We start from the raw sequence: 12,694 nt of genomic DNA, 5'->3' as shown, positions 1-12,694 counted from the left end.
GAGAGAGTACGGGACTGTTTCAATAGAGGCTGATTAACAATAGAATGTGCTAATTTAGTAGCCTTCAAAATCATGGATAGAATGCTACTGTTTACCTATGGAGGTTATGTGAGCTGGTTCGATCTTAAATTGGGAAATATTACTTTTAAAAGTGTTCTGGGTGAGGCTTGTCAGAATGAGTTTTCAGATTATGCTTTGTCGGATTTCTCCGGCTGGGTGCATTTAACTTTTGTTTTGGCTTTTATTTTGTCAATATGTGCTTTCCTATTATATTTTCGAAAGTTTATAAGTAGCAGGCCGATGGAGTGGCGGGTGCTGGCTGTTGTTTCTTTTGTTGTGATTGTTTATGTGGTTTATTTGGTTTTCTTGCTCTGGAATATTAGCATTGTTGATATTCCTGATTGGGCTCGTCGCGGAGAATTTGGCGATAGCTTTGGGACGCTAAATGCTCTCTTCTCTGGTCTTGCTTTCTCAGGTGTTCTATTGACGTTGTTGTTTCAGCGTAAAGATATTGCCTCTACCAAACAGCAATTAATTGATCAGGCGTTCGAATCACAATTCTATAGCTTGTTGAATTATCAGCAAGAAATTGTGAAGAATTTTGATATTCAAGATCCTGATTCAAAGGTTGTTATTTCTCAGGGAAGGGATTGCTTTAAAAGGTGGGATCAATTTCTGAGGTTCAGGTTTTGGAATTATGATAAAATTCCTGAAAAGAAATCAAAAGCCCATGTTTTTGCTTACTGTGAGGTGGCGCCAGAGCACGGATCAGATTGGGATTTGTATTTTAACAGTCTTATGTTGTTGTTTTCCGTTATAAAAGATTCGAAACATCCCAAGGAGAATGATTTTGCATTTATTGTTAGGGCTCTTCTTTCTGCTTATGAATTGAAGTTGATTTTTTACTATTGCTTGACCCCTGGTGGTGAAAGGCTCTCATTCTTCGTTGACAGGTATTCGCTATTCAGTCATTTAGATGACTCTTTAATTTACAAGACTGAGCACCTGAAATGCTTTTCAGTGAAATCGTATGGTGAAAACGAGAAAATCATCTCTAAACTCAAGTAGGGCTAGAGAGGTTAATTTTTTAGTTTTAGCTCCCGAGCAATCTGAGTTTCTAAAGAAAATTTCTTACGGTGCCGTATCGTTATTGGATAATGTTTATGTACAGTGTCGGTGCCCTGAGTACTTCCTGCTCATTCGCCGCCGCGTGAATGGCGTTTCCAACCCATCAAATCAGGAAGGTAAAGCCCCTGAGGGCTGACATCCACATAGGAGATCATCACAGCCAGCTACTCAAGCGCGTAGCCACGTAGGCTGGGGTTTTCAAGCCAACTCCGGGGCCTCGCGTCTTCCAGCGCCGGCATGAGGTCAAGGTCAACGGAATGGCCCAGCTCGGCATCAACATCAACAGGGTGGAGGAGGTCGACGGCGTGCTGTACGCGCAGTCCTGGTGGCGCCGGGTCGAATGATGAGCCGGCTGCCGCGTGAGTGGGTCGCCGCGCTCGACAACCAATTCGACCTGGCCATCGATCCCGAAGTGCACGCCGCCAAGCTGGTGAGCATGGCTTTCGAATGCCGACGCCGGCGCGAGGTCGATGACCTACAGCTTTCCGACATGCTGGAGATGGCTGACGCGGCAAGGTGGTTCGGCTTGAGCGAGCACGAGGAGATGTACGCGTGCGGCCTGTTCAAGTACCACGAGCCCGAGCCGGATCACTATATGCACGAGATCCTGCGCAAGGGCAAGAAGTAGGCAGTGCAGTGCCTCAGGCGGGAGGTAAGACCATGTCCGCCCAGGACTGCATCATGTCGCGGCGCTGCTCTATATATGTGGCGTGGTTGTACACGTCACGGATGGCACTGCTGTCAGCGTGAGCCAGCTGGCGCTCGATCCAGTCCTTGTTGTAGCCGCGGCTGTTCATCTCCGTGGAAAACAGGTGCCGGAAACCGTGCGGCGATTGCCGGCCTGTATACCCGCACTTGTCCAGAAGGTTGACCGCGTAGTTGATGCCGATTGGCCTCACGGCATCGGAACGGTTCGGGAACACGTATTTCATCCCGCCGGAGATAGGTAGCATCGAGCGCAGAAGCTCCACGGCTTGGCGCGATAGCGGCACTACGTGATCGCGGCGCATCTTCATCTTGCTGGCTGGGATGGACCAGGTCGCGGTATCCAGGTCGATCTCCGACCACTCGGCCTTGCGCACCTCTGCCGGGCGGCAGGCGGTGAGGATGAGCAGCTTGGTCGCGCACTGCAGCTGCAGGCCTGACTGGCTTCCCTCAATGGCCTTGATGATGACAGGCATTTCCGTGAAGGCGAGGAACGGGCGGTGCTTATGGGGCGCCATCTTCTCGGTGACAGTGTGCATTTCCGCCGTGGGATTGTTCTCGATCATGCCGGTGGCGATCGCATACCGGAATACCTGGCCCATCCACTGCCGGGCTTTGACGGCGGTGGTCAGCGATCCTCGGCGCTCAATGCGGCGAATCAGCGTGATCACGTCGGAGCGCTTGATGGTGTCGATCTGGCGCATGCCGAAGGCCGGCAGTACATCCAGTTCCATCGCATTCGAAATAATCTTGACCGTCGACTCGGTCAGGCTCCCCTTCCTGAATTCCAGCCACTCGTCATAAACGCGGCGGAATGTCCTTTCCTGGGCGCCTAGGCGCTCTGTCTTCTTCACCCTCCTTGATTCGCGCGGATCAGTTCCCCGCGCAACCTCTTCGCGCGCTTCATCCCTCCGCGCACGCGCCTCCTTCAGTCCGATCTCTGGGTAAGTCCCAAGCGAAATCCTGGCCTGCTTGCCCAGCCAGGTGAACCTGAAATGCCAGCTCTTCACGCCGGTGTCGGCGATGTACAGCGTGAGCCCGAGCGAGTCCGCAAGGGTATAGCCCTTTTCCCGGGGCTTGGCCTGCCTGGCCGCGGTGTCCGTGAGCGCCACTAGTACATTGCCTCTTGCTGTCAGTTGGATGTACTGGATGATGTACTACGTTTTTGCGATTGGGAAGGTACAGCGTGGTACGCGGCGATACGCCAATGACGCCGTATTCAGGGCGTCATGGCTGTTTGTGGTATCGCTCGGTTTTCTGCGGGAATCCAAAGTGGAATCTTTGAAAATTTCCACGCGGGGTTAGCTCTGTGTGAATCAAGAATGCGCGCAGTTTACCAGTTCGCCTCAATATCTTCAGCGCCTATCAGATCGAGCGCCGCCCGCGCGGCGCTTCGCGGCACAAGGCCGCTCCCACATCTGTTTCGGGCCAGTTACTCCTGCCGCCTGCGCACTCGCACCCTGGGTGCATGGCTGGAGATTGATGAAGAGCAGCGGCGCAGCCGATATCGAAGGGTACAAACAAGGCGGGCAGAGGTGACCTCACAGGATTGACTGGCCCGAAACAGATGTAGGAGCGGCCTTGTGCCGCGAAGCGCCGCGCGGGCGGCGCTCGATCTCATAGGCACCGCCTCTCCTGCGCCATGCACCTGCCCGCTCATCGCCCCATTGCAAACCGGCTGCGCTATCATGCTGCCAGCTGTTTTCAGGTTGAATTAAGGACCGGTGGTTAACCTTAACCCCGTAGACAACTTGCACAGTTCTCAGGAGAGAAGAACGATGAAAACCTTGACTGCCCTGTTCACCGCCGCCGCCCTTGCCTTGGGCGCCAATGCCGCCTTCGCCAAGGACGTGCAGCCCGACGAAGTGGTCAAACTGGTCAACGCCAAGACCATCAAGTCGCTGGACGAACTGAAAGCCGCCGCCGTGGCCAAGCATCCCGGCGCCACCGTCACCGACTCGGAGCTTGAAGACGAGTACGGCCGCTACATCTACAAGGTCGAGCTGCGCGACACGCAGAACCTTGAATGGGACGTGGCGCTGGACGCCAAGACCGGTGAAGTGCTGAAGGACGAGCGGGACAACTGATGATCCACTTACCGCGGCCAGCGCGCTACTTCGCGCTGGCGCTGCTGGCCGTATGCTCCCTGGCCGCTGCCCGCGACCTTGACCAGGACGAAGCCCTCAAGCTGCGCCAGAAGGGTATCATCCTGCCGCTCGAACAATTGCTGGAAACCGCCCTGGGGCGTCACCCCGGGGCGCGTTTGCTGGAAGCCGAGCTGGAAGAGGACGACGATCGCTACCAGTATGAAGTCGAGCTGCTGACGGCTGAAGGTGTGGTGCGCGAGATCAAGCTCGACGCCAGCACCGGTGCCCTGCTCAAAGACGAGGAAGACGACTGAATGCGCCTGTTGCTTGTCGAGGACAATGTGCCGCTGGCTGACGAACTGATCGCCGGCCTGCAGCGCCAAGGCTACGCCGTGGACTGGCTGGCCGATGGCCGAGACGCGGTGTACCAGGGCCAGAGCGAGCCTTATGACCTGATCATCCTCGACCTCGGCCTGCCGGGCTTGCCGGGCCTGGAGGTGCTGGCCCAGTGGCGCGCCGCCGGCCTGGTCACGCCGGTGTTGATCCTCACCGCCCGCGGCTCGTGGGCCGAGCGTATCGAGGGGTTGAAGGCCGGGGCCGATGACTACCTGAGCAAACCCTTTCACCCCGAAGAGCTGCACCTGCGCATCCAGGCCTTGCTGCGCCGCGCCCGCGGCCTGGCCAACCAGCCGAAGCTGGAGGCCGCCGGCCTGCACCTGGACGAAAGCCGCCAGTGCGTGAGCCGTGACGGCGTGGACATCCAGCTGACCGCCGCCGAGTTCCGCCTGCTGCGCTACTTCATGCTGCACCCGCAGCAGATCCTGTCCAAGAGCCACCTGGCCGAACACCTTTACGACGGCGAAACCGAGCGCGACTCCAATGTGCTGGAGGTGCACGTCAACCACCTGCGGCGCAAGCTGGGCCGCAGTGTCATCGAGACCCGTCGCGGGCAAGGCTATATCTACGCCGGGAGTGCCGGGTGAAGTCGATCCAGGCACGCCTGAGCCTGGGCCTGGTGGCCGTGCTGGTGGTGGTCGGCGTGGTATTGGCACAGCTGACCTTGTGGCTGTTCGAGGCTGGCCTGCAGCGCTACCTGGAAAACGGCCTGCGCAAAGAGAGCGAGAACTTGCTGGTGGCCCTGGTGCGCGGGCCTTCTGGCTTGCAGCTGGATGAGCGACGGATTTCCGCCGCCTACCAGCGACCGTTTTCGGGTTATTACTTCCGCATTGATTTCGAACAAGGGACCTGGAGGTCTCGTTCGTTATGGGACCTGGACATGCCCAAGCCGGCCGCACCGGGTCTTTCCGATAGCCATGAACTGGGGCCGGAAGGCCAGCAGCTGCTGGCCCTGCGTGCCGACTACCGGCGCCTGGGCCAGGACATCTCGATCAGCGTGGCGCAAGACTACTCACCGGTGCGTGAAGGCTTCCGGCGCATGCAGCAGATCGGTCTGGGCATGGGCCTGGTGGCGCTGATCCTGGTGCTGGTGTTGCAGCGCATCACCGTGACCCGTTCGCTGCGGCCGCTGGAGCGGGCACGCCAGCAGATCGCCCAGTTGCAGCAGGGCCAGCGCTCGCAGCTGGATGCCGAGGTGCCCAGCGAATTGGCGCCACTGGTAGGGCAGATCAACCACCTGCTCAGCCATACCGAAGACAGCCTGCGCCGCTCGCGTAATGCCCTGGGTAACCTGGGGCATGCGTTGAAGACACCGCTGGCAGTGCTGCTGAGCTTGGCGTCCAGCGAGCGCCTGAAGGATTTGCCCGAGGTGCGCGCGCAGATGCGTGAGCAACTGGAGCAGATCCAGCAACGCCTGGCGCGTGAGCTGAACCGCGCACGCCTGGCGGGGGATGCGCTGCCGGGGGCGCAGTTCGACTGCGATGCGGAGTTGCCGGGGTTGCTGGGGACCTTGGGCATGATCCATGGCGAGGGTCTGTTGTTGGCCAGCGATGTGCCGCCTGGGCTGTTGCTGCCATGGGACCGCGAGGACTTCCTGGAGCTGCTGGGCAACCTGCTGGATAACGCCTGCAAATGGGCCGACAGCGAGGTGCGACTGGGCATTGCGCCGGATGCCGAGGGTTACCGGTTGTGGGTCGATGACGATGGGCCGGGTATTCCCGAGGGCCAGCGGCAGCAGGTGCTGGAGCGGGGTTCGCGGCTGGATGAGCAGGTTGACGGGCATGGCCTGGGGTTGGGGATCGTGCGCGATATTGTCGAGGCTTGGGGTGGGCGCCTGGCCTTGCTTGAGAGCCCTTTGGGCGGGCTTCGGGTAGAAATCGACCTGCCTCGCAAGGCTCGATAAAGCTGGGGCCGCACAGCGGCCCCAATGCCAACTCATAGGCATGAGCCCAAGGACATATCACCACTGCAAAAAAATTGCAGTACAGCCGCATTTTTTTGAATTAGCCCAATTCCACCCCAGCCGGCAAAATCCCCTTCACGAAACCCTGCGGTTTCCATCTCTCCATGGACGGAGCCCCTTGTGATATTGCGCTCGCAATACGAGGCCCAGGCCTGCTTGGCTGGGCTTTCTTTTTAACCAGAAAAACGACAGATCCCGATTACCTACATGTCTGCCTCGCGTTCCGAAAGTCGTCTGCAGCGGCTGTTGCCGGCGCCCTTGAATATCCCCCCCAAAGAATGGCTGCGTGCCGGTATTGGCGCGTTGCTTGGCCTGTTCCTCGCCGGCTGGCTGACCAGCATGGCCTATGGCCCGGGCATTGCCCTGCACCTGCTCGGCCCGTTGGCGGCTTCGGCGGTATTGGTGTTTGCCGTACATTCCGGGCCGCTGGCTCAACCCTGGCCGGTACTGGGCAGCTACGCCCTGGCTGGCGCCGTCGGCCTTGCCATGCGCCAAGGCTTCGGTCCCGAACTGTGGGTGGCTGCCGCCGCGCTGGGTATCTCGATCCTGGTGATGTGCCTGCTGCGCTGCCTGCACCCGCCGGGTGGTGGGGTGGCGGTGAGCGCGGTACTGGCCGACTCGGGGCTGACCGCCATGGGCGACCACCTGCTGGAGCCGGTGCTGCTCAATGCGCTGATCCTGGTGACGGTGGCAATCGTCTACAACCGCCTGACCGGCGTGCGCTACCCGAAAGGCGCGTTGCCGCGCAAAGACTTGCACCATACCCATGACCCGCTGCCCGGCGAGCGGGTCGGCATCCGCAGTGAAGACCTGGACCAGGCGCTGGAGGAATTGGGCGAGTTCGTCGACGTTACCCGTGACGAGCTGGAACGCATCATCCTGGCCACCGAGCAGCACGCCCTGCAGCGCAGCCTGGGCGGCATCACTGCCGCTTCGGTGATGTCCCGTGATGTGCAGTTCGCCACGCCCGACACCACCCTGGAACAGGCCTGGAAAATGTTGGCCAGCCACCACCTGAAAACCCTGCCAGTGCTGCAGCAAGGCAAGCTGGTGGGTATCGTCAGTCTCAGCGATCTGGTCGGCCCGGCCATGCAGCGTGGCCGTTTCAGCTGGCGTGGGCTGTTCGGCCGCAAGGCGGTGCGCATGGAGCAGGTAATGAGCCGCCGGGTGGTCAGCGTCAGCAGCCAGCACCCGCTGGAGCGCCTGCTGCCACTACTGAGCGAGCAGGGCCTGCACTGCCTGCCGGTACTTGATGCCGACAAGCTGGTGGGCGTAATCACCCAGACCGACCTTATCGCTGGCCTCAAGCGCCAGCTGCTCAGCAACGCCGAGGCTTCAGATAACCGGGTCCCAGCGCTGTGACCAGTCGCTGGCGCCGGCGGCTACCAGCCGGCGCAGGATGGCGAAGGCCTGTTGCAGGGCTTCGCTGTCACGCTTGCGTGGGTACACCAGGAAGGTCGGGTAGGTGAATTCCGGCGCTTGCGGCACCCGCTCGAACACCCCGCTGTCCAGGTAGGCCTGCACCACCCGCGTGCGGAAGTAGCCACTGCCGCCCTGGTCGAGAATGAACTGCAAGGCCAGCGGGCCCAGGTTGAAGCTCAATGCCGGGCGTGCGTCGTCGGGCAGGGCGGCATCGTGCTGACGGCGGAAGGCCTCGCCCCAGTCGATGTAGATATACGGTTCGGGCTGTTCGACCCGGCGTACGCGAATCAGCTTTTCTTCCATCAGCTGTTCCACCTGCAGGCCCGGGCCGTAGGTCGGCTGGTAGACCAGCGCGGCGTCCAGCAGGCCCATCTCGACCTTGCGCAGCAGCGACTCACCGTCGCTGACCTCGCTGCGGATGGCATGGCTGGGCAGCTCGCGGTGCAGGGCGCTGACCCAGTCGAGCATCATCGGGTTGCCCAGGCTCACTTCACCGCCCACATGCAGTACCTGTTGGCAGCCTTGGGGCAGCGGCAGGTCACGGCGTGCCGCTTCCCACGTTTGTACCAGCTGGTTGGCATAACTGACAAACGCTTCGCCGTCGCTGGTCAGGCTGGCGCCGTTGCGGCTGCGCACGAACAGCTGGCAGCCCAGTTGCTGCTCCAGGCGCTGCACCCGGGCGGTGATCGCCGTCTGTGACACGAACAGGCGTTCGGCGGCGGCGACCAGGCTGCCGCAACGCACGATTTCCAGGAAGGTACGGGCCTGATCGATATCCATGAGTTGCTCGGTGGCTGAAGGGGTGGCCCATTCTAGAGGCTTTGCACCGTTATGGGGCGTTTTTGCGTTGTCTGCAAATTTGCAGGTCGGTTGTGACTTTAGTCCCATGGCGGCGTGGGTGCAGCGGTCCATACTCAAGGTTCGCCCTTCAATAACAACAAGTACCGGGTTTCTTTCGATATGAGCTACCAGCACAGCTACGCCCATTCCATTTCCGACCCTGCCGCTTTCTGGGCGGAACAGGCCGCGCACCTGGCCTGGCACCGCAAGCCTGCCCTCACGCTGCAAGACAATGCCGACGGCACCCACCGCTGGTTCGCCGATGGCCGCCTGAACAGCTGCTACCTGGCCCTCGATCACCAGATCGAGCAGGGCCGCGGCGAGCAGCTGGCGCTGATCTATGATTCGCCGGTGACTGGCGTACAGCAGGCCTACACCTACCATCAGCTGCGCGACGAGGTAGCGCGACTGGCTGGCTTGCTGCGCCAGCTGGGGGTAAACAAGGGCGATGGCGTAATCATCTACATGCCCATGGTGCCGCAGGCGGCCATGGCCATGCTGGCCTGCGCACGGATCGGCGCGGTGCACTCGGTGGTGTTCGGTGGCTTTGCCGCCAACGAACTGGCCCTGCGCATTGACGATGCCCGGCCGACGCTGTTGCTTACAGCGTCCTGCGGCCTGGAATTCGACCGGGTGATCGAATACAAGCCGCTGGTCGACCGCGCCCTGCAACTGGCCCGGCATCAGCCGCGCAACGTGCTGGTGCTGCAACGGCCACAGGCGCAGGCTGAACTGCAGCCAGGTCGCGACCTGGACTGGCAGGCGGCATTGGCCAGCGCCGAACCCGTGGCCCCCGTCGAGCTGGATGCCGGCGACCCGCTGTACATCATGTACACCTCGGGTACCACCGGCAAACCCAAGGGTATCGTGCGGGAGAACGGCGGCAATGCCGTGGCGCTGTGCTATGCCATGCGCCATATCTACGGCATGCAGGCCGGCGATGTGTGGTGGGGCATTTCCGACGTGGGCTGGGTGGTTGGCCATTCGCTGATCGTCTATGGGCCGTTGATGAGCGGCTGCACCACGGTGTTCTATGAAGGCAAGCCAATTCGCACCCCAGACGCCTCGGCCTACTGGCGAGTGGTGGAGCAATACAAGGTCAACGCATTGTTCTGTGCACCTACTGCCATGCGCGCCATCCGCAAGGAAGACCCGGAGGGAGAGCTGATCCGCAAGCACGATCTGAGCTCGCTGCGTCAGCTGTTCCTGGCTGGCGAGAAGCTTGATTCCAGCACCCATGAATGGCTGGAGCGGGTCAGTGGCAAGCCGGTGCACGACCACTGGTGGCAGACCGAGACCGGCTGGCCGGTCACTGCACCTTGCGTAGGGCTGGAAGGCAGCGCGGCGAAACCGGGGTCGAGCAACCGCGCGGTGCCGGGCTACCACGTGCGTGTGCTGGATGACGACGGCCACCTGCTGGGCCCCAACCACCAGGGTTCGATCGTGATTGCCCTGCCATTGCCGCCCGGTTGCAGCCAGACGCTGTGGGGCGATCACGAACGCTACCTGCAAGCTTACCTGCGCACTTATCCGGGGTATTACCACACCGGCGATGGCGGCTACCTGGACGATGACGGGTTCGTCTACATCATGGGGCGCACGGATGACGTGATCAACGTCTCGGGGCACCGGCTGTCTACCGGCGAGATGGAAGACCTGGTGGCGCGGCACCCGGCGGTGGCCGAGTGCGCGGTGATTGGCGTGCATGACGAGATCAAGGGGCAGGTGCCGCTGGCGCTGGTGGTGCTCAAGGACGGAGAGGGCATTGCCGAGGCGCAGTTGCTGGTGGACCTGGTGGGCAGCGTGCGTGAGGAGATTGGCCCGTTGGCCTGCTTCAACCGGGTGCGGCTGGTGAAGCGCTTGCCCAAGACCCGCTCCGGGAAGATTCTGCGGGCGGTGCTGCGCAAGATTGCCGATGGGCAGGATTATGTGCCGCCGTCGACCCTGGATGATCCGGCGGTGTTGGGGGAGATCGAGGCGGTGCTGGCGGATTTGCCCCGGGCGGGTTGATGGGTTGACAGTGCTGGCCCTTTCGCGGCTAAAGCCGCTCCTACATGGAATCACGTTCCCTTGTAGGAGCGGGTTTACCCGCGAATAGGCCGGTTCAGGCCATACAAATCTAAGGGGCCAGCTGATGCAGCTGCCCCAACCGGCTGCGGGTACGCATCAGGTCGGCCAGCGGCCCGCCCAGGCTCTCCTCCAGCGGCCGCGTGCCGATCACCACCACCTGCCGGTCCTGGTCATACAGCACATCCACCAGGTTGACGAAGCGCTGCTGCGCCGCCAGCGAGCATTCCGCCAGATCATCCAGCCCATCAATGATCCACTCATCGTATTGCCCGGCCAGCACCAGGTAGTCGATGACCGCCGTGGCCTTCTCGCACAAATCGTCAAAGCCAAGCATCACCCGACGGCCATCAATGGCCAGCACGCGCAGCGGGCGCTTGTTCACCTCCAGCATCACCGGCTGTTCATCCGGCACATTCAGCGCCTGGCGCTGCGCGGCATCCCCCGGCCATACATAGTGGCCCTGGGTGAAACGTTGATGCTCACGGTTGGCCGGCAGGCTGCGAAAATCGGTGTCGCCGCCCACCTCCAGCACCTGCATGCGCCCGTTGATCAGGCGAATCACCGGCAGGAAGCGCTCGTGGTACAGCGGGTTGGGCAACAGCCCTTCGGGCGCATAGTTGGAGGTTACCAGCAGGAACACGCCGCGGGCGAACAGGGCGTTGAACAGGCGGGTGAGCAGCATGGCATCGCCAATGTCGTGCACATGGAATTCGTCGAAGCACAGCACCCGGCAATCGCCCACCAGCTCGTCGAGGGTCGCGCCCAGTGCGTCGTCCAACGCCCGGTGGCGGTGCATACCCTGGTGCAGGCGGGCAAAGAAATCATGAAAGTGCAGCCGCTTCTTGGCCTCTACCGGCACGGCCTGGAAGAAACCATCGAGCAGCCAGCTTTTGCCCCGGCCAACCGAGCCGTACAGATAGAGGCTGCGTGGTTGCCCTTGCTCAAGCTGCGCCAGTTGCTCGGCCATGCAGTGGATCACCCGGCGCTGGCCGTCGCTCAGCTGATAACCGCGGCTGTGCGCTTTGTCCTCGAACCAGCCGAGCAGTTCGCTCTGGTTGGCAGTGGCGCCACGCAGGCGCTGGCCAAGCTGGCGGAGTGGGGTAGGGATCCAGGCAGTCAAAAGCTAAGCTCCTTGGGCGATGGCAGGGCAGCGTGCAGCTTGCCCGAGGGTCGCCATTTTGACTAATACATAAAGTGCGGGGCAATGATCGCCTGACGAGATAGGTGCGTTGGACAGGCGTACATTAAAGGCTGGGACTGATACGCGGAGAAGCGAACATGCGTGCCGATTTAGATCTGGAGCGTTTTGTTGAGGCGCAGAACCGGGTGTACGACCAGGTGCTGCAGGAGCTGCACACCGGGCACAAGCGCAGCCACTGGATGTGGTACGTGTTCCCGCAGCTTGATGGGCTAGGCCACAGCGCCATGGCCGAGCGTTATGCATTGGCCGGCCTCGACGAGGCCCGGGCCTACCTGGCCCACCCGCTGCTGGGCCCGCGGCTGGAGGCCTGTGTGACTGCGCTGTTGCAGCACAGTGACAAGAGTGCCCGTGACATCCTCGGCAGCCCCGACTGCCTCAAGCTGCGCTCGTGCCTGACCCTGTTCGCCCAGGCGGCGCCCGACAACCCGTTGTACCCGCTGGCGCTGCTGCAGTTCTACGGCGGTGAGCCGGACGCCCAGACCCTGGCCATGTTGCCGCGTTAACCGTAAAAATGACTAACTCGCTGTTTTCTGGCAATTTTTTTTCATCAGGGGGTTCACAGACCGAAAGTTTGTTGTTAAAGTGCCGCGCATTCCAAGACAACAACCCAGTTGTCACTCAGTTGGAATTGTCAGAGCAGCTAACGCTGCATCCGATACAGGGGCGTCGCCAAGCGGTAAGGCAGCAGGTTTTGATCCTGCCATGCGTTGGTTCGAATCCAGCCGCCCCTGCCATTTTCTTGCTTCAAACGTATATTCCCAGTGCTTAGAAAGATAAGCGCTGGGTTTTGTCGTTTCCGATTTTCTATCCGTTGCGCGCCCCCTGTAGGAGCGGCCTTGCGTCGCGATGGGCTGCGCAGCAGCCCCGGCAATCTATGCTGTG

At 60.9% G+C, this 12,694-nt stretch carries 12 protein-coding genes, 1 tRNA gene and 1 pseudogene; 11 read left to right on the top strand and 3 right to left on the bottom strand.

Annotation, left to right across the window (positions count from 1 at the left end; all coding sequences use genetic code 11):
- Window positions 1–108: 108 nt before the first annotated feature.
- The 3 genes and pseudogenes from ACIP1G_RS10810 (at window position 109) to ACIP1G_RS10800 (ending at window position 1,756) form a co-directional block, all read left to right on the top strand.
- Window positions 109–1,068, top strand: a complete 960-nt coding sequence (locus tag ACIP1G_RS10810; RefSeq protein ID WP_400736446.1) for a putative phage abortive infection protein — start codon at window positions 109–111, stop codon at window positions 1,066–1,068.
- A gap of 82 nt (window positions 1,069–1,150) precedes the next feature.
- Window positions 1,151–1,472: pseudogene (locus ACIP1G_RS10805) on the top strand (hypothetical protein).
- On the top strand, window positions 1,472–1,756 hold the full coding sequence (locus ACIP1G_RS10800; protein ID WP_400736444.1) for a hypothetical protein: 285 nt from the start codon (window positions 1,472–1,474) through the stop codon (window positions 1,754–1,756). Before ACIP1G_RS10805 ends, ACIP1G_RS10800 begins: the two are co-directional and overlap by 1 nt.
- Window positions 1,757–1,769: 13 nt before the next feature.
- Here the strand turns inward: ACIP1G_RS10800 and ACIP1G_RS10795 are convergent, their stop codons facing one another.
- Complete coding sequence (locus ACIP1G_RS10795; protein ID WP_400736442.1) at window positions 1,770–2,945, bottom strand: tyrosine-type recombinase/integrase; 1,176 nt, start codon at window positions 2,943–2,945, stop codon at window positions 1,770–1,772.
- Between the two features lie 666 nt (window positions 2,946–3,611).
- Here ACIP1G_RS10795 and ACIP1G_RS10790 point away from each other — a divergent pair.
- The 5 genes from ACIP1G_RS10790 (at window position 3,612) to ACIP1G_RS10770 (ending at window position 7,641) form a co-directional block, all read left to right on the top strand.
- Window positions 3,612–3,920, top strand: a complete 309-nt coding sequence (locus tag ACIP1G_RS10790; RefSeq protein WP_172228398.1) for a PepSY domain-containing protein — start codon at window positions 3,612–3,614, stop codon at window positions 3,918–3,920.
- Complete coding sequence (locus ACIP1G_RS10785; protein WP_400736440.1) at window positions 3,920–4,234, top strand: PepSY domain-containing protein; 315 nt, start codon at window positions 3,920–3,922, stop codon at window positions 4,232–4,234. Before ACIP1G_RS10790 ends, ACIP1G_RS10785 begins: the two co-directional genes overlap by 1 nt.
- Window positions 4,235–4,903 (top strand): response regulator transcription factor, encoded by a 669-nt coding sequence (locus tag ACIP1G_RS10780; RefSeq protein ID WP_400736438.1) that lies wholly within the window; start codon window positions 4,235–4,237, stop codon window positions 4,901–4,903. It abuts the gene before it with no gap.
- Window positions 4,900–6,219, top strand: a complete 1,320-nt coding sequence (locus ACIP1G_RS10775; RefSeq protein WP_400736436.1) for a sensor histidine kinase — start codon at window positions 4,900–4,902, stop codon at window positions 6,217–6,219. The genes ACIP1G_RS10780 and ACIP1G_RS10775 overlap by 4 nt, the downstream gene beginning before the upstream one ends.
- A gap of 267 nt (window positions 6,220–6,486) precedes the next feature.
- On the top strand, window positions 6,487–7,641 hold the full coding sequence (locus ACIP1G_RS10770) for an HPP family protein (protein WP_400736434.1): 1,155 nt from the start codon (window positions 6,487–6,489) through the stop codon (window positions 7,639–7,641).
- Here the strand turns inward: ACIP1G_RS10770 and ACIP1G_RS10765 are convergent.
- On the bottom strand, window positions 7,615–8,481 hold the full coding sequence (locus ACIP1G_RS10765) for a LysR family transcriptional regulator (protein WP_400736432.1): 867 nt from the start codon (window positions 8,479–8,481) through the stop codon (window positions 7,615–7,617). The genes ACIP1G_RS10770 and ACIP1G_RS10765 overlap by 27 nt on opposite strands.
- 180 nt (window positions 8,482–8,661) lie before the next feature.
- On the opposite strand from ACIP1G_RS10765, the gene ACIP1G_RS10760 reads away from it, so the two are divergent.
- Window positions 8,662–10,551 (top strand): propionyl-CoA synthetase, encoded by a 1,890-nt coding sequence (locus ACIP1G_RS10760; RefSeq protein WP_400736430.1) that lies wholly within the window; start codon window positions 8,662–8,664, stop codon window positions 10,549–10,551.
- Window positions 10,552–10,660: 109 nt separating this feature from the next.
- On the opposite strand, the gene zapE is transcribed toward ACIP1G_RS10760, so the two are convergent.
- The gene (gene zapE, locus ACIP1G_RS10755; protein WP_400736428.1) at window positions 10,661–11,731 is read right to left on the bottom strand and encodes a cell division protein ZapE; all 1,071 of its coding nucleotides are present in this window, start codon (window positions 11,729–11,731) and stop codon (window positions 10,661–10,663) included.
- 158 nt (window positions 11,732–11,889) lie between these two features.
- Here zapE and ACIP1G_RS10750 point away from each other — a divergent pair, with 158 nt between their 5' ends.
- Together ACIP1G_RS10750 and ACIP1G_RS10745 are read left to right on the top strand one after the other, a co-directional pair.
- On the top strand, window positions 11,890–12,315 hold the full coding sequence (locus tag ACIP1G_RS10750; protein WP_400736426.1) for a DUF1810 domain-containing protein: 426 nt from the start codon (window positions 11,890–11,892) through the stop codon (window positions 12,313–12,315).
- 156 nt (window positions 12,316–12,471) lie between these two features.
- Window positions 12,472–12,546: transfer RNA gene (locus tag ACIP1G_RS10745), tRNA-Gln, on the top strand.
- The last annotated feature ends 148 nt before the right edge of the window (window positions 12,547–12,694 follow it).

Source organism: Pseudomonas sp. NPDC089392 (assembly GCF_044749595.1).
In the GTDB taxonomy this organism is placed as follows: domain Bacteria; phylum Pseudomonadota; class Gammaproteobacteria; order Pseudomonadales; family Pseudomonadaceae; genus Aquipseudomonas.
Note: the sequence above shows the minus strand (reverse complement) of the source record. Positions and strands in the feature narration are given on the sequence as shown.